The 19,843-nt window shown below is 68.3% G+C and carries 19 protein-coding genes; 14 read left to right on the forward strand and 5 right to left on the reverse strand.

Going from position 1 to position 19,843, the window contains the following annotated elements:
- The first annotated feature begins 131 nt into the window (after positions 1-131).
- Positions 132-1,169, forward strand: coding sequence for a 2-isopropylmalate synthase (locus AT699_RS27815; protein ID WP_024070568.1), 1,038 nt, complete (start codon positions 132-134; stop codon positions 1,167-1,169).
- Here AT699_RS27815 and AT699_RS27820 read toward each other — a convergent pair.
- Positions 1,117-2,007 carry a LysR family transcriptional regulator gene (locus tag AT699_RS27820; RefSeq protein WP_026382245.1) on the reverse strand — a complete coding sequence of 297 codons (891 nt, stop codon included), beginning with the start codon at positions 2,005-2,007 and terminating at the stop codon, positions 1,117-1,119. The two genes, AT699_RS27815 and AT699_RS27820, sit on opposite strands and share 53 nt — an antisense overlap.
- 124 nt (positions 2,008-2,131) lie before the next feature.
- On the opposite strand from AT699_RS27820, the gene AT699_RS27825 reads away from it, so the two are divergent.
- Together AT699_RS27825 and AT699_RS27830 are read left to right on the forward strand one after the other, a co-directional pair.
- A complete protein-coding gene (locus AT699_RS27825; protein ID WP_049053005.1) occupies positions 2,132-2,677 on the forward strand; it encodes a GNAT family N-acetyltransferase in 546 nt (181 codons plus the stop codon).
- Positions 2,674-3,855, forward strand: coding sequence for an MFS transporter (locus AT699_RS27830; RefSeq protein WP_024070571.1), 1,182 nt, complete (start codon positions 2,674-2,676; stop codon positions 3,853-3,855). The genes AT699_RS27825 and AT699_RS27830 overlap by 4 nt, the downstream gene beginning before the upstream one ends.
- On the opposite strand, the gene AT699_RS27835 is transcribed toward AT699_RS27830, so the two are convergent.
- Complete coding sequence (locus AT699_RS27835) at positions 3,833-5,458, reverse strand: EAL domain-containing protein (protein WP_024070572.1); 1,626 nt, start codon at positions 5,456-5,458, stop codon at positions 3,833-3,835. The two genes, AT699_RS27830 and AT699_RS27835, sit on opposite strands and share 23 nt — an antisense overlap.
- Before the next feature lie 333 nt (positions 5,459-5,791).
- The gene (gene queC, locus AT699_RS27840; RefSeq protein ID WP_006390049.1) at positions 5,792-6,505 is read right to left on the reverse strand and encodes a 7-cyano-7-deazaguanine synthase QueC; all 714 of its coding nucleotides are present in this window, start codon (positions 6,503-6,505) and stop codon (positions 5,792-5,794) included.
- A gap of 171 nt (positions 6,506-6,676) precedes the next feature.
- Here queC and ppc point away from each other — a divergent pair, with 171 nt between their 5' ends.
- The 4 genes from ppc (at position 6,677) to AT699_RS27860 (ending at position 13,211) form a co-directional block, all read left to right on the forward strand.
- Positions 6,677-9,523 (forward strand): phosphoenolpyruvate carboxylase, encoded by a 2,847-nt coding sequence (ppc, locus tag AT699_RS27845; RefSeq protein WP_024070573.1) that lies wholly within the window; start codon positions 6,677-6,679, stop codon positions 9,521-9,523.
- 345 nt (positions 9,524-9,868) lie between these two features.
- Entirely contained in the window at positions 9,869-10,804 is a 936-nt protein-coding gene (locus tag AT699_RS27850; protein WP_024070574.1) for a 3-hydroxyacyl-CoA dehydrogenase family protein, read from the forward strand.
- Positions 10,805-10,986: 182 nt separating this feature from the next.
- The gene (locus AT699_RS27855; protein WP_006390043.1) at positions 10,987-12,327 is read left to right on the forward strand and encodes a short-chain fatty acid transporter; all 1,341 of its coding nucleotides are present in this window, start codon (positions 10,987-10,989) and stop codon (positions 12,325-12,327) included.
- A gap of 155 nt (positions 12,328-12,482) precedes the next feature.
- Complete coding sequence (locus AT699_RS27860) at positions 12,483-13,211, forward strand: SDR family NAD(P)-dependent oxidoreductase (RefSeq protein WP_024070575.1); 729 nt, start codon at positions 12,483-12,485, stop codon at positions 13,209-13,211.
- A 50-nt stretch (positions 13,212-13,261) separates the two neighbouring features.
- Here the strand turns inward: AT699_RS27860 and AT699_RS27865 are convergent, their stop codons facing one another.
- The gene (locus AT699_RS27865; RefSeq protein WP_024070576.1) at positions 13,262-14,044 is read right to left on the reverse strand and encodes an IclR family transcriptional regulator; all 783 of its coding nucleotides are present in this window, start codon (positions 14,042-14,044) and stop codon (positions 13,262-13,264) included.
- A gap of 170 nt (positions 14,045-14,214) precedes the next feature.
- Between AT699_RS27865 and AT699_RS27870 the strand changes: the two genes are divergently transcribed.
- The 6 genes from AT699_RS27870 to AT699_RS27895 are packed head-to-tail and all read left to right on the forward strand — an operon-like array spanning position 14,215 to position 18,061.
- Positions 14,215-14,904 (forward strand): 3-oxoacid CoA-transferase subunit A, encoded by a 690-nt coding sequence (locus AT699_RS27870; RefSeq protein ID WP_024070578.1) that lies wholly within the window; start codon positions 14,215-14,217, stop codon positions 14,902-14,904.
- Entirely contained in the window at positions 14,901-15,545 is a 645-nt protein-coding gene (locus AT699_RS27875) for a 3-oxoacid CoA-transferase subunit B (protein WP_020926099.1), read from the forward strand. Before AT699_RS27870 ends, AT699_RS27875 begins: the two co-directional genes overlap by 4 nt.
- 52 nt (positions 15,546-15,597) lie before the next feature.
- Positions 15,598-15,873, forward strand: coding sequence for a muconolactone Delta-isomerase (gene catC, locus AT699_RS27880; protein WP_020926098.1), 276 nt, complete (start codon positions 15,598-15,600; stop codon positions 15,871-15,873).
- 12 nt (positions 15,874-15,885) lie between these two features.
- Positions 15,886-16,182 carry a YciI family protein gene (locus AT699_RS27885; RefSeq protein WP_024070579.1) on the forward strand — a complete coding sequence of 99 codons (297 nt, stop codon included), beginning with the start codon at positions 15,886-15,888 and terminating at the stop codon, positions 16,180-16,182.
- A gap of 55 nt (positions 16,183-16,237) precedes the next feature.
- Positions 16,238-17,017: a 3-oxoadipate enol-lactonase gene (gene pcaD / locus AT699_RS27890; RefSeq protein ID WP_024070580.1), complete on the forward strand. Its 780-nt coding sequence runs from the start codon at positions 16,238-16,240 to the stop codon at positions 17,015-17,017.
- Between the two features lie 3 nt (positions 17,018-17,020).
- Complete coding sequence (locus tag AT699_RS27895; RefSeq protein ID WP_024070581.1) at positions 17,021-18,061, forward strand: cyclase family protein; 1,041 nt, start codon at positions 17,021-17,023, stop codon at positions 18,059-18,061.
- Positions 18,062-18,241: 180 nt separating this feature from the next.
- On the opposite strand, the gene AT699_RS27900 is transcribed toward AT699_RS27895, so the two are convergent.
- Positions 18,242-18,610, reverse strand: a complete 369-nt coding sequence (locus AT699_RS27900; protein WP_024070582.1) for a PsiF family protein — start codon at positions 18,608-18,610, stop codon at positions 18,242-18,244.
- A 378-nt stretch (positions 18,611-18,988) separates the two neighbouring features.
- Between AT699_RS27900 and AT699_RS27905 the strand changes: the two genes are divergently transcribed.
- Positions 18,989-19,324, forward strand: a complete 336-nt coding sequence (locus tag AT699_RS27905) for an FxLYD domain-containing protein (RefSeq protein WP_024070583.1) — start codon at positions 18,989-18,991, stop codon at positions 19,322-19,324.
- Positions 19,325-19,843: the final 519 nt, after the last annotated feature.

Raw genomic sequence — 19,843 nt, forward strand, 5'->3', positions numbered from 1 at the left:
CCGGGCCTTGCGCCCCGTGGCCGCCCGGCAGCCACGGCCCCTTTGAAGGGTCCGTTCGCCACCTCCCTTGCCCGCCCGCCGCCGCAGACCGGCGGCCACAGACGCCGCGCGCCGCGCGGCCGGAGGTTTCCATGCTCGACCACCCCCAACACAAGTACCGCCCCGTCCAGCCCTTTTCGCGCGACTACGCCGAACGCCAGTGGCCCACGCGCCGTCCGAGCGCACCGCCGATCTGGATGAGCACCGACATGCGCGACGGCAACCAGGCGCTGATAGAGCCCATGGACGCGGCCCGCAAGCTGCGCTTTTTCGAGCAATTGGTGGCGGTGGGCCTGAAAGAGATCGAAGTGGCGTTTCCCTCGGCGTCCGACACGGATTTCAATTTCGTGCGCAAGCTGATCGAGGAAAGCCGCATCCCCAGCGACGTCACCATCGAGGTCCTGACCCAGTCGCGGCCCGACCTGATCGCGCGCACCTTCGAATCGCTGCGCGGCGCGCCGCGCGCCATCGTGCACCTGTACAACCCGATAGCGCCGCAATGGCGCCGCATCGTGTTCGGCATGAGCCGCGCCGAGATCAAGGAGATCGCGCTGGCCGGCACCCGCCAGATCCGCGCGCTGGCCGACGCGCATCCGGAGACGGAGTGGATCTACGAATACTCGCCCGAGACCTTCAGCCTGGCCGAGCTGGATTTCGCGCTCGAGGTCTGCGATGCGGTCAGCGCCATCTGGCGACCGACGCCGGCCCGCAAGATGATCATCAACCTGCCGTCGACGGTGGAGTGCACGACCGCCAACGTGTACGCGGACCAGATCGAATGGATGCACCGCCGCCTGGCGCGGCGCGACAGCATCGTGCTGAGCGTGCATCCGCACAACGACCGCGGCACCGCCGTGGCCTCGGCGGAACTGGCGGTGCTGGCGGGCGCCGACCGCGTCGAAGGCTGCCTCTTCGGCAACGGCGAACGCACCGGCAACGTCGATCTGGTGACGTTGGCGCTGAACCTGGACCGGCAGGGCATCGCCAGCGGCCTGGACTTTTCCGACATGGCCGCCGTGCGCGACTGCGTGCAGGCATGCAACCAATTGCCGGTGGACGTGTTCCACCCCTACGCGTTCACGTCCGCAGCGCCAGCAATGCCTCCTGCAGGTGCCGCAGCCCGCGGCTGAGCGGCTTGTCGCGGCGCACCACCACCGCCAGGGTGCGCGCCAGGCGCGGCGCCAGCGAACGCAGCGCCAGGCTGCCGCGCTGGCCCGCGCCGCTCACCGCCATCCTGGGCAGCACCGCGCAGGCCAGGCCGGCGGCCACGATTTCCTTCATGGCCTCGGTGCTGCCCAGCTCCATGACCGGCTTGACCGCCACTCCGGCCTCTTCGAACCAGTCGTCCACCAGGCGGCGGGTGCGCGCGCCCGGCTCGAACAGCACCAGCGGCAATGCCGCCAACGCCTGCGGCGTCACCGCGTCGGGAATCGCCAGCGGCCCCCGCGCGGGGAAGATGGCCACGAACTCGTCTTCAAGCACCGGCGTGGCCTCGATCATGCGCCCCGGCGCGGGCAGGGTCACCAGGCCGATGTCCAACGTGTTGTTCTCCAGCCCGCGCAGCATGTCGGCGGTATTGCCGGTGCTGGCCACCACGTCCAGCGCCGGAAAACGGCGCCGCAGATCGGCCAGCAGGGGCGGCAGCAGGTAGGTGCAGGCGGTGGCGCCGGTGCCCAGCCGCACGCGGCCCGTCACCTGTGAAGCATGCGCGGTCATGGCCTGCTCGGCCTGCGCCAGCGCCGCGTCGATGGCCCGGATGTGGGTCAGCAGTTCCAGTCCGGCGGCGGTGGGACCGGCGCGCCGGCCGACCCGCTCGACCAGCTTCAGGCCGAAGCGGCGCTCGAGCTGGCGCACCTGCAGGCTGACCGCGGGTTGGGTGATGCCGCCGCGTTCGGCGGCCGCCGAAAAACTGCCCAGTTCGATCACCTGCGCAAACGTGCGCAGGGCGTCCAGATTGAGGCCGCGCATGGTCCGCCCGTCATCCAAAGTTTTGCTTATGAAAACCATAATAGACCAAAGCTTTATTTATGCATGGGCCTGCGCCACACTGGCGGCTGCTTTCCATCGATCCCCCACCGCAGAAAACACCGCCATGCCGCCCTCCGCCGCCCCCATCCTGATCCGCGACAGCGTCGACGCCGACCTGCCCGCGATCAAATCCATCTACGCGCATCACGTGCAGCACGGCACCGCGTCGTTCGAACTGGACCCGCCGTCGATCCAGGAAATGCGCCAGCGGCGCGCCGGCGTGCTGGAAAAGGACATGCCCTACCTGGTGGCCGAAATCGACGGTGAAGTCGTGGGCTATGCCTACGTGACCCCCTATCGTCCGCGTCCCGCCTACCGCCACACCGTCGAGGATTCGGTCTACGTCAAGGCCGGCCGCGCCGGCCAGGGCATCGGCGGCAGGTTGCTGGCGACGCTGGTCGAACGCTGCACCGCGGCCGGCTGGCGGCAGATGCTGGCGGTGGTGGGCGACAGCCGCAACGCCGCCTCGCTCGCGGTGCATGCGCGCCAGGGCTTCCATCCGGTCGGCACGCTGCGCTCCGTGGGTCACAAGCATGGCGAATGGCGCGACACCGTGCTGATGCAGCGCGCGCTTGGCGAAGGCGACGGCACGCCGCCGCAACGCCCGTGATCGCCGCCCGCGCGGTGGTCTGCCTGGGCCTGACCCAACTGGTCGGCTGGGGAGTGACGTTCTACCTGATCGGCGCGCTTGGACTGGACATGGCCGCCGACCTGGACTGGAACCCCGCCACTATCTATGGCGGCTTCTCCTGTGCCATCGTCGTCATGGCGCTGGTTTCGCCGCTGGCTGGCCGGGCGGTGGACCGCTGGGGCGGCCACCGCATCATGCCGACCGGCGCCGTCGTGGCCGCGGCCGGCTGCATCCTGCTGGCCGCCGCGCACGGGCCGGTGGCGTACTTCGCCGCCTGGACGCTGTTAGGCCTGGGCATGCGGCTGTGCCTGTATGACGCCGCCTTCGCTTCGCTGGCGCGCGCCGCGGGTCCCGCCGCGCGCCGGCCGATGTCGCAGATCACCCTGTTCGGCGGACTCGCCTCGACGGTGATGTGGCCGGTGGGCCATGCGCTGTCGGATTGGCTGGGCTGGCGCGGCGCGGTGCTGGCGTACGCCGCGCTGGCGCTGGCGACGCTGCCGATGTACCTGGCGCTGCCGCGCACGCGCTACGCCGCGCCGGCGCAGGCACCCGGCCAGGGCGGAGCCGGCCTGGCGCGCAATGCCCGCGAGCGTCGCCTGGCTGGCGCGCTGTATGCCACGATCGCCATGCTGACCAACTTCCTGGCGGCCGGCAACGCCGCCCACCTGATCCCCCTGCTGTCCGGCCTTGGCCTGGCCAAGGCCCTGGCCGTCAACGTCGCCGCGCTATGGGGCATTGGCCAGTTCGCCTCGCGGCTTGCCGATGTCGCGCTGGGATCTCGCCTGCATCCGCTGACCCTGACCCTGGCGGTGGCCGCCCTGCTGCCGCTCGGCTTCATGCTGGCGCTGTTCTCCGGCGGCCATCTCGCCGCCCTGGCCGCCTATGCCTCGCTGTACGGTGCCTGCAACGGCCTGCTGACCATCACGCGCGGCACGCTGCCGCTGGCACTGTTCGACTTCCGCAGTTACGGCGCGGTGACCGGCGCCCTGCTGATGCCCAGCTTCCTGCTGACGGCCGCCGCGCCGGTGGCGTACGCCTACGTCGTGCAACGGCATGGGGCGCATGCCGCGATGGGCATGTCCGCCGGCGTGGCCGGCGCCATCCTGGCCGCCGCATTGGCGCTGCGGTGGCGCTTCATTGCCCGGGCACGGGGCTGAACGGCGCGCCGCCGTCGCAGACCGCCGTGGCGGGCGCACCGCGGTCGCGCGCCCAGGCCACGTCGTCACGGCGTTGGCATTGCGCGTTCAACGCGGTGGCCAGTTCGTCGGCGGTGCCGGGCCTGAAGAACAGGAAGCCCTGCAACAGGTCGCAGCCGGCTTCCCGCGCGGCCCGGCAATGCGCCTCGGTTTCTACCCCTTCGGCCACGGTGACGATATCCAGATCCCGCGCCAGCTGGCAGATCGAGGCCAGCACTTTCTGCGCATCGGCCTGCCGCGCCGCGCTCCAGACGATGGACTTGTCGAGTTTCAAGCCCGCCAGCGGTAGCGTCGACAGCCATTCGAGGTTGTTGTAGCCCTTGCCGAAATCGTCCAGCCACACCTGGATGCCGCGGCTGGTGAACTCCTCCAGCATGCAACGGATGTCCGCGCTGGCCGCGTGCAAGGCCGCCTCTTCGGTAAGTTCGATGCGGATATCGCGCGGCGCCAGTCCACACACGGCGATATCGCGCAGGATCACGCCGACGACGTCACGGCGGGCAAAGCTCTGGGGCGAGATATTGATATTGACAGCCGGTCCGCAGCCGCGCGCAGCCTGCCGCCAGCGCGCCTGGTCGCTCGCAATGGTGCGAATGCCCCAGCTGATCAGGGCTTGCGCGACCTCGGGCGCCCCGGCCTCGCGCAACAGGCCGTCGATGCCCAGCGTTTCGCCGCCGGCCGCCCGCCACCTCAACAGCGCCTCGGCGCCCACGATCTCCAGGTCCGAAGCGGCGACGATGGGCTGGTAGTGGAATTGCAGCCGGTCCCCTTGGATCGCGGCCAGCAACGGCGAGACGGGCCCGCCCTCTTTCCGGGGCGCCGCCGGTTCTCGGCCGTCGCCGGCGGCGCTATCCTGCGCCAACGCGGCGGAGAACGAATACCCCTTGCCGCGCAAGCTGCGGATCGGAATGCTCAGCCCGGCGGCCGCGCCCTTGCGCTTGAGGCGGCTGATGACCAGGTCCAGCGCGCGGCCGTTGCCGGGGATATCCAGGCTGGCGACCGCGAAATCGGCGCGGCGGATGAGCCGTTCGGCATGCGCGTGCATGCCTTTGAGCACCGCGCGCTCCATGGGCGTGAGGCTGACGCCCGGCCCCGCGGGCGAGACCAGCGTCCATTCGTTGTCGCACAGCCGCCAGCTTTTTTCGGCCGCGGTCGGATCGGGCGGCGCGTCCGGCCGCCGCGGCGCGACCGCCGCGGGCGGTTGGCACAGTGTCAGTTTGCGTTGCGCCGACTGGATCGCGGCCGCCACTTCGCTATAGCTGATGTTGGCGCCATAGCAGCTGTCGGCGCCGGCCAGCAGCGCATTGATCCGCACCGCCGGGCTTTCGATGTGGCGGATGGCGATGATCGTGGAATGGGCGAAGCGCGCGCGCAACTGGCCGATGGTGATGTCCAGATCTCGCGGCAGGCACAGGTGCACCTGGATTTCGCCGGCCTGGCACGCCGGCGCCGGTTCCTGGAGCGATACGGGATTCAGGACGAAACCGATCTGCTCGAGCGAATCGGAGATGCCCTGCTTGGCGAATTCGTTGTCGAAAATAAGGATAATGCGCGACCGATTCATGATGATTGAGCCCTGAGTGAAACCGCTTTCCATCGAACGGTATTGAAATGTTTGTTTGCATCTCCATACCGGGAACAGGGTCGCAAAAAAAGGGCGCTCAATCGTTCACGTCACTGCGCAAAGTCGAAAATAATTGAATTCCATTCACTTTTAAATGAATGGAATTCAATATATCGAAATAAAAATCACTGATCGGCGAAACGTAGCGACACGCGCCTGGCTACCGTCCGCGCGAGTTCTGACGCCATTGCGGCGCAGGTCGGCAATGCGCCGCGGCCTGTCGCCGGCGCAATGTGAATCCAGGGGTTATCGGTGGAGGGACGGGTGGACGCCTCAGGCCCCGCCCTGCGCCTGCCATTTGTCCCAGCCGGCTCGGCGCAGCTTGCAGGCCGGGCATTCGCCGCAGCCATAGCCCCAGGCATGGCGCGCGCCGCGCTCGCCCAGGTAACAGGTGTGGCTTTCCTCGACGATGGTCTCGACCAGCGCGTCGCCGCCCAGGCTCCTGGCCAACGCCCAGGTTTCCGATTTGTCGATCCACATCAGCGGCGTCTCGATGGTGACGCGGCTGCCCAGGCCCAACCCCAGCGCCACCTGTTGCGCCTTGATGGTGTCGTCGCGGCAATCGGGATAGCCCGAAAAATCGGTTTCGCACATGCCGCCCACCAGCACGTCCAGCTGACGCCGGTAGCCCAGCGCGGCCGCCAGCGTCAGGAACAGCAGGTTGCGGCCGGGCACGAAGGTGTTGGGCAGGCCATTGGCCTGCATCTCGATGGCGCGGTCGCTGGTCATGGCGGTGTCGCCCACCTGGCCCAGCACCTTCAGGTCCAGCAGATGGTCTTCGCCCAGTCGCGGCGCCCATTGCGGAAAACGCGCGCGGATGTCGCGCAGCACATTCAGGCGCGCATCCAGCTCGATGCGGTGGCGCTGGCCGTAATCGAACGCCACGGTTTCCACATGGGCATAGCGGTCCAGCGCCCAGGCCAGGCAGGTGGTGGAATCCTGTCCGCCCGAAAACAGCACGAGCGCGCGACGTTGGTGATTCAGCATAAAAGGGGGTTTCTGCAAAGACTAAGGGATAGGCCAGACTTTACCGCAGCTGGCCGTCTTCCCCGTAAGGAAGCCTGCGTAAAATCGGTGCCGTTCTCGTTTACGGTTTACCCGCAGTGCGCATCACCTGACCCTTCCCCTTTTCCAGCAGCCCGACGGATCTCCCGCCCGATGAATGCCAGCCGCCCGCAGTCCGATTCAGCAGAACCCTTGCGTCACGATATCCGGCTGTTAGGCCGATTGCTCGGCGAAGTCATCGCCGAATGCGAAGGCAAACGCGTCTTCGACACCATCGAGACCCTGCGCCGCACCGCCGTCAAATTCCGCCGCGAAGGCAATGCCGCCGACGGCAAGCTGCTGGAACAGCGCGTCAAGCACCTGCAGGGCAGCGACCCCAACTCGGTGGCGCGCGCCTTCAGCTATTTCCTGCACCTGTCCAACATCGCCGAGGACCGCGACCAGAACCGCAGCCAGCGCGCCCGCGCGCTGGCGGGCGACGCGCCGGCCCGCGGCAGCCTGCACGATGCCGTGCAGACCCTGGGCCGCCAGGGCGTGACGCCCGCGCGCATCCGCCGCCTGCTGGCCGAGGCCTGCGTCATGCCGGTGCTGACCGCCCACCCCACCGAGGTGCAGCGCAAGAGCACGCTGGACGTGCATCGCGAGATCGCCGCGGCATTGACCCAGCGCGACCAACCCCTGACTCCCGAGGAACTGGCCGAGCTCGACGCCGCGCTGCTCGGCCGCGTGGCCACGCTGTGGCAGACGCGCATGCTGCGCTACACCCGCCTGACGGTGGCCGACGAAATCGAGAACGCGCTGTCGTACTACCGCAGCACCTTCCTGCAGGTCATCCCGCGCGTCTACGGCGACCTGTCCAAGCTGCTCAACCGCGACGCCAAGCCCTTCGGCGCCCCGCCCGCGCCGCTGGAGCCGTTCCTGCGCATGGGCAGCTGGATCGGCGGCGACCGCGACGGCAACCCCAACGTCGACGCCGACACGCTGGAGCGCGCCCTGCTGCGCCAGGCCACGGTGCTGTTCGAGCACTATCTGCAGGAAGTCCACGCGCTGGGCGCCGAACTGTCCATCACCACGCTGCTGATCGCGGTCGACCCGGCGCTGCTGGCGCTGGCCGAACACAGCGGCGACGACTCGCCGCATCGCAGCGACGAGCCCTACCGCCGCGCGCTGGTCGGCGTCTATGCGCGCCTGGCCGCCACCGCGCTGCGCCTGACCGGCCAGAACCTGGCCCGCCGCAGCACCGTCGCGGCGCAACCCTACGACACGCCGCAGGAATTGTCGGCCGACTTGGCCATCATCGCCGCGTCGCTGGCCGCGCATCATGGCGCGCCCATCGGCCGGCTGCGGCTGGCCGGCTTGCAGCAGGCGGTCGAAGTGTTCGGTTTCCACCTCGCCACGGTCGACCTGCGCCAGAGTTCCGACGTGCACGAGCGCGCGCTGGCCGAATTGTTCAGCCGCGCCGGCGTCACGCACGCGGGCCAGCCGCTGGACTATCTGGCGCTGGACGAGGACGCGCGCGTGGCCCTGCTGCGCGCCGAACTGGCGCAGGCGCGGCCGCTGGCCTCGCCCTGGATCGCCTACAGCGAGGACACCACGCGCGAACTCGCGGTGCTGCGCGCCGCCGCCGCCGGCCGCCAGCGCTATGGCAGGCAGGCCGTGCGCCAGACCATCGTCTCGCACACCGAAACCCTCAGCGACCTGCTGGAAGTGATGGTGCTGCAGAAGGAAGCGGGCCTGATCGCGCCCGCCGGCCAGGACATCCCGCCGGAAGACGGCCTGATGGTGGTGCCGCTGTTCGAGACCATTCCCGACTTGCAGCGCGGCGCCGACATCATGGCCGCCTGGCTCGACCTGCCCGAGATCCGCGAGCGCGTGAAGCGCGCCCAGAACGGCGCCCAGGAAGTCATGCTGGGTTATTCCGACAGCAACAAGGACGGCGGTTTCCTCACCTCCAACTGGTCGCTGTACCAGGCCGAGCGCGCACTGGTCGACGTGTTCTCCAGCCGCCACGTGCGCCTGCGCCTGTTCCATGGACGCGGCGGCTCGGTGGGCCGGGGCGGCGGCTCCAGCTTCGACGCCATCCTGGCGCAGCCGCCGGGCACGGTGGCCGGCCAGATCCGCCTGACCGAACAGGGCGAGGTCATCCAGAGCAAGTACAAGGACGCCGAGGTCGGCCGCTGGCACCTGGAGCTGCTGGTCGCCGCCACGCTCGAATCCAGCCTGGCGCCGCGCGCCGAGGCCACCAGCGCGGAAGACGCGCACATGGCGCAGCACGGCCCGGCCATGTCGTTCATGTCCGAGACCGCGCAGCGCAGCTACCGCGGCCTGGTGTATGACACGCCGCGCTTTGCCGAGTACTTCTTCGCCGCCACGCCCATCGCCGAGATCGCCGGCCTGAACATCGGCTCGCGCCCGGCCTCGCGCAAGAAGGGCCAGCGCATCGAAGACCTGCGCGCCATCCCCTGGGGGTTTTCCTGGGCCCAATGCCGCCTGATGCTGACCGGCTGGTACGGCATGGGCTCGGCCATCGAGGCCTATCTGGAGACCGGCGCGCCGGGGGCGCCGCGCTCGCAGCGCGGCCGCCTGGCCCAGTTGCGCGAAATGGCGCGCGACTGGCCCGCCTTCCGCACCCTGCTGTCCAACATGGAGATGGTGCTGGCCAAGTCCGACCTGGCCATCGCCGCGCGCTATGCGCAGTTGGTGCCGCAGCGCGCGCTGCGCGAGAAGATCTTCGGCATGATCAGCGCCGAACACGCCCGCACCCTGGCCATGCTCAAGCTGCTGACGCGGCGCGAGCTGCTGGCCGACAACCCCGCGCTGCAGGCCTCGCTGCGCGAGCGCTTCGCCTACATCGACCCGCTCAACTACCTGCAGGTCGACCTGATCCGCCGCCACCGCGCGGCGCAGAAGTCGCCCGCCGCCGAGGCCGACGAACGCGTGCAACGCGCCATCCACCTGACCATCAACGGCATCGCCGCCGGGTTGCGCAATTCGGGCTGAGGCGAAAGACCAACGCCGCGCCGGGGCCTCGCGCTCCGGCGCCTTCTTTGCCCCCATCCCCTCGAATCGGCCCTCCGTGCGGAACGCGACGACCCCGGCAGGCGGCTTGGCGGCGCTCCACACTGTCCACCTGCCGAACACCGCAAAAAGGCCATTTGTCCACCCCCGGCAACTTTTAGTACTATCTTTTCCAGAAATTCTATATACGCACAAATGTTCGTATATAGAACACAACGATTTTTCTGGCCCGCGCACAGGAAGACACCGACGGAAGAGACAGATCGCAGTTCCCTGGTTCCGCCTGTGCCGCCCGCCGCGCGCGCCGTGTAAGGCAAGCGAACCCTCATGGATACTCCCCTGCAGAATCTGGCCGTCATCGGCGCCGGCGCCATGGGCAGCGGCATCGCCGCGCTCTTCGCCTCGAAGGGATTGGACGTGGTCCTGGTCGATCCGATGGACGGCGCCCTGGATCGCGCCCGCGCCGTCATCGAACGCCAGTTGAACGTCTACGCGCCCGGCCAGGTCGACGCCGTGATGCAACGCATCCGCATGGCGCCCGGCCTGGACGCGGCCGCCAGCTGCGACCTGGTGATCGAGGCGGTGCCCGAGAACCTGGAGCTCAAGCGCGGCCTGTTCGCGCAGCTCGATGCGCTGTGCAAGCCCGAAGCCATCTTCGCCACCAACACCTCGGGCCTGTCGATCAACGCCATCGCCAGTGCTGTCGCGCGCCGCGACCGCTTTGTCGGCACGCACTTCTTCACCCCCGCCGACGTCATCCCGCTGGTCGAAGTGGTGCGCAACGACGCCACCTCGGAAGACACCGTGGCGCGCGTCATGGCGACGCTGCGCCTGGGCGGCAAGCGCCCGGTGCTGGTGCGCCAGGACATCCCCGGCTTCATCGCCAACCGCATCCAGCACGCCCTGGCGCGCGAGGCCATCTCGCTGCTGGAAAAGGGCGTGGCCAGCGCCGAGGACATCGACGAAGTGGTCAAGTGGAGCCTGGGCATCCGCCTGGCGCTGTCCGGTCCGCTGGAGCAGCGCGACATGAACGGCATCGACGTCCACTACGCCATCGCCAGCTATCTCTACAAAGACCTGGAAAACCGCACCGAGCCGTCCGAGCTGCTCAAGAGCAAGGTCGAGAACGGCCAGCTCGGCGCCAAGAGCGGCCAGGGGTTCTACACCTGGAGCGCCGAACGCCGCGAACGGGTGCTGCGCGACAAGAGCGCGGCGCTGGGCGAGCTGGCCGCGTGGCTCAATGCCAAGGCCGGCGATTCCTGACGCCGCCGCATCACCGAAACCCTACACCATAAGGCGCGCGGCGATCCCTCCGACGCGCCAGCGGGCCACGAGCCCAACCACACAAAGAAACCGACCGTCCCACCCGCGGCGCCGCCACATCCGGCGCGCCACGGCGCAAGACACAAGAGCAATACGCCTTACCGGAGTTCGTAGGAGGCACCATGAATAAATTGGCATCTTTTTTCACTGAGCTGATGCGCAAGTATCTGCCCGATCCCTTTGTCTTCGCGATCGCGCTGACCTTGCTCACCGTGCTGCTGGCCATGGGCATCGAAGGCCAGGGCATCGGCGACGTGACCCGCGCCTGGGGCAAGGGCTTCTGGAGCCTGCTGGCGTTCACCACCCAGATGGCCGTGATCCTGGCCATGGGCTACGTGCTGGCCACCGCGCCGCTGACCGACCGCCTGCTCAACCGCATCGTCAGCCACGTGCACAAGCCGCACACCGCCATCATCGTCGCCACGCTGGTGGGCGGCATCGGCAGCTACCTGAACTGGGGCTTCGGCCTGGTCATCGGCGGCATCGTCGCCAAGAAGCTGGCGCTCAAGGTCAAGGGCGTGCACTACCCGCTGATCATCGCCGCGGCCTACAGCGGTTTCACCATGTACGGCCTGGGCCTGTCGGCCAGCATCCCGGTGCTGGTGGCCACCCCCGGCCACCCCACCGCCAAGCAGATGGGCATCATCCCGCTGACGGAAACCATCTTCTCGGTGCCGATGCTGATCACCAGCCTGGTGATCATCGTGACGCTGCCGCTGCTGAACGCCTGGCTGCATCCGAAGAAGGGCGAGAAGATCGTCGAAGTGGATCCGGCCATCGACCGCGACGCCAACGCGTCCAACGCGGCCGAAGACATGCTGGAGAAAGGCACCCTCGCCTCCAAGCTGAACAACAGCCGCATCCTCAGCCTGCTGATCGGCGCGCTGGGCGTGGCCTACGTCGCCTTCCACTTCATCGATGGCGGCTCGCTCGACCTGAACCTGATCAACTTCATCATCCTGTTCCTGGGCATCATCCTGCTGGGCACGCCGGCCGCCTACGTGGCCAAGCTGACCGAAGGCATCAAGACGATCTCGGGCATCATCCTGCAGTACCCGTTCTACGCCGGCATCATGGCCATCATGGCCGCCTCGGGCCTGGTGACCACGATCTCCAAGGTGTTCGTCGACGTCGCCACGCCGGCCACGCTGCCGTTCTGGGGCCTGATCAGCTCGTTCGTCATCAACTTCTTCGCGCCCTCGGCCGGCGGCCACTGGGTCATCCAGGGTCCGTTCATGATCGACGCCGCCCGCGAAATCGGCAGCGCGCTCAACCAGACGACCATGGCCGTGATGCTGGGCAACGCCTGGAACGATCTGGTGCAGCCCTTCTGGATCCTGCCGGCGCTGGCGCTGTCCAAGCTCAAGCTGCGCGACGTGATGGGCTATACGGTCATCATGATGTTGTGGGTCGGCGTGATCCACATCACCGCCGTGCTGGCGTGGGGCTATCTGACCCATTAAGAGGGCCCCCCCGTACGCGCTGCGCGCGCCCCCCAGGGGGCGACACCTGCAGACCGGCAAAGCCGGATCTGGCGGTGTCCCCGCTGGGGGAAATGCAATGTTGAGGGGCGGGGTTCCTCGGAACGCCGCCAGTGAGAACTGAATTGGGAGCTGAGATGAGCAAACCTACCGCGTATCTGGTGACCGGCGGCAGCGCCGGGATCGGCGCCGCCATCGTCCGCATGCTGCTGGATGCCGGGCACAAGGTGGTCAACATCGACTACCGCCTGCCCGAGCATCCGCCGGCGGGGCTGGTGTCGTACCAGGCCGACCTGACCGACGAGGCGCGCACCAAGGAAGTGGCCGCCGAAGTGACCGCGGCCTACGACATCGTCGGCCTGGTCAACAACGCCGGCGCCACGCGTCCCGGCACCGCCGACACGGCCACCCTGGCCGACCTGGACTACGTGGTCAACCTGCATCTGCGCACCGCGCTGATCCTGGTGCAGGCCGCGCTGCCGGCGATGCGCGCCGCCGGCTTCGGCCGCATCGTCAACATGTCGTCGCGCGCCGCGCTGGGCAAGCCGGACCGCGTGGTCTATTCGGCCACCAAGGCCGGGCTGGTCGGCTTGACGCGCACGCTGGCGATGGAACTGGGCGGCGACGGCATCACCGTCAACGCCATCGGCCCCGGCCCCATCGCCACGGACCTGTTCACCAAGAGCAACCCCGCCGGCGCGCCGCAGACCGAGCGCATCATCAACAGCATCGTGGTCAAGCGCCTGGGCACGCCCGAGGACGTGGCGCGCGCCGCCATGTTCTTCCTGTCGCCCGACAACGGCTTCGTCACCGGCCAGATGCTGTACGTCTGCGGCGGCACGACGCTGGGCGTCGCCCCGATCTGAGGCCGGCCGCCATGTCCGCCCGCCTGCCCGACTCCGCCCGCCCGCGCCGCCTAGCGGCGCAGCAGCGCGTGGTTGATCTGGTCGGCGGCGTGGCGCAGCGGCGGCAGGAAGGTCGCCAGCATTTCCTCGCGCGAGAAGCGGTTGGCATGGCCGCTGACGTTCATCGCGGCGATCACGCGGCCGCTGCGGTCGACGATCGGCACCGCGACGGATTGCAGGCCCGGCTCCAGTTCCTGCGCCACGCAGGCGTAGCCGTCGGCGCGCACGCCGGCCAGGATGGTCTTGAGCGCGCCGATGTCGGTCACGGTGTCCTTGGTATAGGCCTGGATCTGGCTCATGGCCAGCACCCGGTCCAGTTCGGCCGCGGGCAGGCCCGCCAGCAGCACGCGGCCCATCGACGTCACCCAGGCCGGCAGGCGGCTGCCCACCGCCAGGTTGATGGTCATGACCTTGTGCGTCGACAGACGCAGGATGTAGACGATGTCGGCGCCTTCCAGCACCGACACCGAGCACGACTCGCGCGTCTGCTCGGCCACTTCTTCCATGTAGGGCAGTGCCAGGTTCCACAACGGCGTGCCCGACAGGTAGGCGTAGCCCAGTTCGAGGATGCGCGGGGTCAGCGCGAACTTGCGGTCCTCGACCGTGACGTAGCCCAGGTGCTCCAGCGTCAGCAGGATGCGGCGCGCGCCGGCGCGGGTCAGGCCGGTGACGGCCGCGACCTCGGACAGCGTCATCTGGGAACGATCCGGGCCGAACGCCCGGATCACGGACAGGCCGCGCGCAAAAGATTGAACGTAGCTGTCGCTGGGTTGCTGGGTTGCTTGCTCGGCCATCCGTCTACCGCGAGAAAAAACGTTGCCGTTGCCGGCAACCCTGAAACGGGGAGGATCGCACCGCGCCGGCTTGCCTTGACGGTCGACCATCCCCATGAAACGATGTTCTTCAGAAGAACGAAAGTTCTAATTAAGAACAAATTATGACACGCCACCTATGAGCGAACACCATGATTTCTAAGCTTGTTGCAAGCGCGGCGGCCGCCCTCGCCGACGTCCCTGACGGCGCCACCGTCATGATCGGCGGCTTCGGCACCGCCGGCCAGCCCATGGAACTGATCGACGCCCTGCTCGAGCAAGGCGCCAAGGACCTGGTCATCATCAACAACAACGCCGGCAACGGCACCACCGGCCTGGCCGCCCTGCTGGGCGCCAACCGCGTGCGCAAGATCATCTGCTCGTTCCCGCGCCAGGTGGACTCGCAGATCTTCGACGGCCTGTACCGCAGCGGCAAGATCGAGCTCGAACTGGTGCCCCAGGGCAACCTGGCCGAGCGCATCCGCGCCGCCGGCGCCGGCATCGGCGCGTTCTTCTCGCCCACCGGCTACGGCACCCCGCTGGCCGACGGCAAGGAAACCCGCGAGATCAACGGCCGCCAATACGTGCTGGAATATCCGCTGCACGCCGACTACGCGCTCATCAAGGCCGAGCGCGGCGACCGCTGGGGCAACCTGGTGTACCGCAAGACCGCGCGCAACTTCGGCCCCATCATGGCCAGCGCCGCGCGCGTGGCCGTGGCCCAGGTGCGCGAAGTCGTGGAACTGGGCGCCCTCGACCCGGAAACCGTCGTCACCCCCGGCATCTTCGTGCAGCGCGTCGTGCAGATCGACGCCGCCCAGGCCGCCAAGGAGCAGCAATGAGCACCAAACTGACCCGCGACCAGATCGCCGCCCGCGTCGCCCAGGACATCCCTGAAGGCGCCTACGTCAACCTCGGCATCGGCCTGCCGACGCTGGTGGCCAACCACCTGCCGGCCGACCGCGAGGTCATCCTGCACACCGAGAACGGCATGCTGGGCATGGGCCCCGCGCCCGCCAAGGGCGAGGAAGACTACGACCTGATCAACGCCGGCAAGCAGCCCGTCACCGAACTGCCCGGCTGCTCGTTCTTCCATCACGCCGACTCGTTCGCGATGATGCGCGGCGGCCACCTGGACATCTGCGTGCTGGGCGCCTTCCAGGTGTCGCAGCACGGCGACCTGGCCAACTGGCACACCGGCGCGCCCGACGCCATCCCCGCCGTGGGCGGCGCGATGGACCTGGCCATCGGCGCCAAGGACGTCTTCGTCATGATGGAACTGCAGACCCGCGAAGGCCAGAGCAAACTGGTCGACGCCTGCACCTATCCGCTGACCGGCGTGCGCTGCGTGTCGCGCGTGTACACCGACGTGGCCGTGTTCGACATCCGCGCCGACGGCGTCACGGTGATCGACATGTTCGGCGAAACCACCGCCGACGAACTGCTGCGCCTGACCGGCCTGCCGCTGAAGTTTTCCAACTGATCAATCCCCGCGCCCCGGCAACGCCGGGGCCGATTTCCTGGAGACACCCATCATGTTGTTCATGGTTCAAATGCAGGTCAATCTGCCCGTCGACATGCCGGCGGCCCAAGCCGACAAGCTCAAGGCCGACGAAAAGGCCCTGGCGCAGCAGCTGCAACGCGACGGCAAGTGGAAGAGCCTGTGGCGCGTCGTCGGCCGCTACGCCAACGTCAGCATCTTCGACGTGCAGGACAACGACGAACTGCACGCGCTGCTGTCGTCGCTGCCGCTGTTCCCGTACATGGACATCCAGGTGACGGCGCTGGCGCGCCATCCCTCGGCCATCTGATCGGAGCCGCCCATGCCCTACATCATCGAAACCTTCGACAAGCCCGACCACCAGGCCGTGCGCCAGCAGCATCGCGCCGCGCACCTCGAATACCTGGACGCCAACAAGCACCTGCTGCTGGCCTGCGGCGCCAAGCTGCAGGATGACGGCAAGGACCTGGGCGGCGGCCTGTACATCGTCGACCTGGACACGCGCGAGGCCGCGCAGCAGTTCATCGACGCCGATCCCTTCGCCCAGGCGCAGCTGTTCCAGCGCGTGACCATCACGCGCTGGCGCAAGGCCTACGTCGACGGCACCTGCCACCTGTAATCGCCACGCGGCCGCCTCCGGGTGGCCGCGCTTTCATTCCCCGAGGATTTTCCGCATGTCTTACGCCGATCTCAGCCAGGCACGGCTGTTCTACGTCATCGATGGCCCCGCCGACGCGCCGGTGCTGGTGCTCTCCAATTCGCTGGGCACCAACGCCGACATGTGGGCACGCCAGGTTCCCGCGCTGAGCAAGCACTTCCGCGTGCTGCGCTACGACACCCGCGGCCACGGCAAATCCTCGATCCCCGACGGCGAATACAGCTTCGCGCAGCTGGGCAACGACGTCGCCGAACTGCTGGCGCACCTGAACATCGAACGCGCCCACTTCTGCGGCCTGTCGATGGGCGGCCCCACCGGCCTGTGGCTGGCGCTGAACCGTCCCGAACTGATCGGCAAGCTGATCCTGTGCAATACCGCCGCGCGCATCGGCTCGGCCGAAGGCTGGAGCGCCCGCATCGCCGCCGTGGCCGAACAGACGCTGGAAAAAATGGCGCCGACGCTGGTCGAGCGCTGGCTCACCGACGGCTACCGCGCCGCCGAGCCGGGCCTGTCGCAGGTGCTGGTCGACATGCTGCGCCGCACCTCCGACGCCGGCTACTCGGGCAACTGCGCCGCGCTGCGCGACGCCGACTTCCGCGAACAGGTGTCGGCCATCAAGGCGCCGACGCTGGTCATCAGCAGCACCCACGACCTGGCCGCCACGCCCGCGCAGGGCAAGGAACTGGCCGCCGCCATCAACGGCGCACGCTACCTCGAACTGAACACCTCCCATATCTCCAACTGGGAACAACCGGAAGCCTTCACCCGCGCGGTGGTCGACTTCCTCACGGAGTAAACCATGCAGCGCTGGACCCATCGGCCCGAAGGCTCCAACTGGGGCGACTTCGGACCCGACGACCAACTCGGCCGCCTCAATCTCATCACCGAAGAACAGGTCCTGAAAGGCGCGCGTGAAATCCGCGCCGGCAAAACCTTCTGCCTGTCGCTGCCACTGGACCTGCCCGGCGGCAACGTGCTCAACCCGCGGCGCCATCCGCCGCAACTGAGCCCGACGCGCCTGGCCGACACGCCCTACCTGAACTTCCCGCTGCGCAACGTCAACCCGGACGCGGTCGACGTGCTGAGCGACGACCAGGTGCTGCTGTCGATGCAGTACTCGACGCAATGGGACGCGCTGGCGCACGTCGGCGCGCTGTTCGACGCCGATGGCGACGGCCAGCCCGAGCTGCGCTACTACAACGGCTTCCAGGCCGGCGTCGACGTCATCGGCCCGGCCGATGGCGACCACACCGGCTGCGGCTGCAACAGCGGCGGCCCCTCGGCCGCGCTGAAGCTGGGCGTAGAGAACCTGGCGCAGAAAGGTATGCAGGGCCGCGGCGTGCTGCTGGACCTGGCGCGCCACTACGGCCCCGGCCGCACCCTGGTCGGCCACGCCGAGATCATGCACGTACTGAAGACGGACGGCATCGAGATCGAGCCCGGCGACATGCTGGTGCTGCGCACCGGCTACGCCGAAGCCGTGGTCGCCATGGCCGGCAAGCCCGACGCCGAGGTGCTGCACACCTACGGCGCCGCGCTCGACGGCACCGACGCCGCGCTGCTGCAGTGGATCACCGACAGCGGCATCGCCGCCATCTGCGCCGACAACTATGCTGTGGAAGCCTATCCCGCGCGCGAGAAAACCGGCCCGCGCGCCATGCTGCCGCTGCATCACCACTGCCTGTTCAAGCTGGGCCTGCCGCTGGCCGAGCTGTGGTACCTGAAGGACCTGGCCGACTGGCTTCGCGCCAACGGCCGCCACCGCTTCATGCTGACCGCCCCGCCGCTGCGCCTGCCGCACGCGATCGGCTCGCCGGTCACGCCGATCGCCACGGTGTAGGCGACGCCTGCGGTTGCGCCGGGCGTGGCGGGAATGCGCGCCTGGCAGGTACGCTCTTCAACGGCATCGTCGCCATCAGGGCTCGCCGCAACGGGCGACGCCCGACTTGGAGCACGCAGAAAAAAGCGCCGGTCCGTTCAACGGCCGGCGCTTTTCACCTGCGCGGAATCAACGCCGCGTTCAGCCCTTCAGGCAAGTGCTCATGAAGGTCTTGCGCTTATCGCCGGTCAGCTTCTGCTCGCCGGCCTTGGCGTTGCAGTCCTTCATCTTCTGCTGCTGCGGCGTCAGCTGCTTGGCGGGCGGCGGCGCCTCGCCCTTCAGGCAGGCACTCATGTAGGTCTTGCGATCATCGCCCTTCTTGCCCTCGGCCGACTTGTTGCAATCGGCCATGCGCTGCTGCTGCGCGGTTGGCGTCTTGGCGGGCGTGGCGGCAGGCGCCGGGGTCTTGGCGGGTGCGGGCGTGGCGGCCGGCGTCTGGGCATGGACGGCGCCCAGGAAACAGGCGGACAACACGATGGCCGAAGCCAATTGGCTAGTACGGGAAAGCATGAGTTCCTCCCTTGAGCGCCCGCCGGCGCCATCCTGGCGCACACCCGGGCCGCAAGATCCGCCGGCCAAGTTGCCGGCGTGGTCATCATCGGACAAAGCCGCATGCTCCGCAAGCGCCGAAAGGACAACAAATGCTAACGCCGCCGCGATCGTTCAGCTTGCGGAAAGGCGCGGAAATACCCGCAAGTCGGAGACATTCCGATGCACTTGTGGCATCCACAGATGAATCTGCGGCCATCCCCTGCAACCTGTTACCCATTCATCCCTTTGGCCCGTTGTGCGCCCGGCGGGAAAGGTGTGAGATAGGCGCATGACCCCGACACGCGGCCCCAGAGTCCGCGGCTGGGACGCCCGGCAACCGGGTCACAGGAGACCGCCATGAAAACCGTCCTCGCCTCCCTCGCATTGCTGGCCGGCCTGACCGGTGCCGCCCATGCCCAAAACCTGTACGGCGTCACGCTGGGCAATATCCAGGCGATCCGCGACGCCAACGAAAACGTCTCCACCATCACCGGCTCGCTGGCCAACCAATCGGCCCGCGCCGTCAACTACGTCATGCTCACTTTCGTGCTCTACGACGAACAGGGCCGCGAAATCGGCCGCGTGCGCGACGACGACATCGGCCCCCTGGCGCCGGGCCAGATCAAGATGATCCGCGCCATCACGCCGCTGCAATTCGCCAAGGTCACCGCCCAGGACATCCGGGCCAGGTGAATGGTTGGCCCCCACGCTGCGCGCTGCGCGCTTGCTGCCCCCCGAGGGGGCTGTCCGGCCTTCGGGCGGCCGGGCGGCCGGACGGCTTTTCTTGCGCGACGGCCGCGCGTTTCCCACGCTGCGCGCTGCGCGCTTGCTGCCCCCCGAGGGGGCTGTCCGGCCTTCGGGCGGCCGGGCGACCGGACGGCTTTTCTTGCGCGACGGCCGCGCGTTTCCCACGCTGCGCGCTGCGCGCTTGCTGCCCCCCGAGGGGGCTGTCCGGCCTTCGGGCGGCCGGGCGACCGGACGGCTTTTCTTGCGCGACGGCCGCGCGTTTCCCACGCTGCGCGCTGCGCGCTTGCTGCCCCCCGAGGGGGCTGTCCGGCCTTCGGGCGGCCGGGCGACCGGACGGCTTTTCTTGCGCGACGGCCGCGCGTTTCCCACGCTGCGCTCACTTGCCCGACGGATTGCTCCGGCAAAAAACCCTTATCAGGATAGGGTTTAGTCAAGCCGGCGCAAGTCCAATTGTGGGAAAATTCC

This window comes from Achromobacter xylosoxidans (assembly GCF_001457475.1).
Lineage (GTDB): Bacteria > Pseudomonadota > Gammaproteobacteria > Burkholderiales > Burkholderiaceae_B > Achromobacter > Achromobacter xylosoxidans.

Bases quoted from the DNA above. Each gene is read 5' to 3' on its own strand.
- AT699_RS27860 (WP_024070575.1), top strand. From the start codon at position 12,483: ATGAGCAAACCTACCGCGTATCTGGTGACCGGCGGCAGCGCCGGGATC.
- AT699_RS27895 (WP_024070581.1), top strand. From the start codon at position 17,021: ATGCAGCGCTGGACCCATCGGCCCGAAGGCTCCAACTGGGGCGACTTC.
- AT699_RS27885 (WP_024070579.1), top strand. From the start codon at position 15,886: ATGCCCTACATCATCGAAACCTTCGACAAGCCCGACCACCAGGCCGTG.
- AT699_RS27835 (WP_024070572.1), bottom strand. From the start codon at position 5,458: ATGAATCGGTCGCGCATTATCCTTATTTTCGACAACGAATTCGCCAAG.
- ppc (WP_024070573.1), top strand. From the start codon at position 6,677: ATGAATGCCAGCCGCCCGCAGTCCGATTCAGCAGAACCCTTGCGTCAC.
- AT699_RS27855 (WP_006390043.1), top strand. From the start codon at position 10,987: ATGAATAAATTGGCATCTTTTTTCACTGAGCTGATGCGCAAGTATCTG.
- catC (WP_020926098.1), top strand. From the start codon at position 15,598: ATGTTGTTCATGGTTCAAATGCAGGTCAATCTGCCCGTCGACATGCCG.
- AT699_RS27815 (WP_024070568.1), top strand. From the start codon at position 132: ATGCTCGACCACCCCCAACACAAGTACCGCCCCGTCCAGCCCTTTTCG.
- AT699_RS27850 (WP_024070574.1), top strand. From the start codon at position 9,869: ATGGATACTCCCCTGCAGAATCTGGCCGTCATCGGCGCCGGCGCCATG.
- pcaD (WP_024070580.1), top strand. From the start codon at position 16,238: ATGTCTTACGCCGATCTCAGCCAGGCACGGCTGTTCTACGTCATCGAT.
- AT699_RS27870 (WP_024070578.1), top strand. From the start codon at position 14,215: ATGATTTCTAAGCTTGTTGCAAGCGCGGCGGCCGCCCTCGCCGACGTC.
- AT699_RS27905 (WP_024070583.1), top strand. From the start codon at position 18,989: ATGAAAACCGTCCTCGCCTCCCTCGCATTGCTGGCCGGCCTGACCGGT.
- AT699_RS27900 (WP_024070582.1), bottom strand. From the start codon at position 18,610: ATGCTTTCCCGTACTAGCCAATTGGCTTCGGCCATCGTGTTGTCCGCC.
- queC (WP_006390049.1), bottom strand. From the start codon at position 6,505: ATGCTGAATCACCAACGTCGCGCGCTCGTGCTGTTTTCGGGCGGACAG.
- AT699_RS27875 (WP_020926099.1), top strand. From the start codon at position 14,901: ATGAGCACCAAACTGACCCGCGACCAGATCGCCGCCCGCGTCGCCCAG.
- AT699_RS27825 (WP_049053005.1), top strand. From the start codon at position 2,132: ATGCCGCCCTCCGCCGCCCCCATCCTGATCCGCGACAGCGTCGACGCC.
- AT699_RS27865 (WP_024070576.1), bottom strand. From the start codon at position 14,044: ATGGCCGAGCAAGCAACCCAGCAACCCAGCGACAGCTACGTTCAATCT.
- AT699_RS27820 (WP_026382245.1), bottom strand. From the start codon at position 2,007: ATGCGCGGCCTCAATCTGGACGCCCTGCGCACGTTTGCGCAGGTGATC.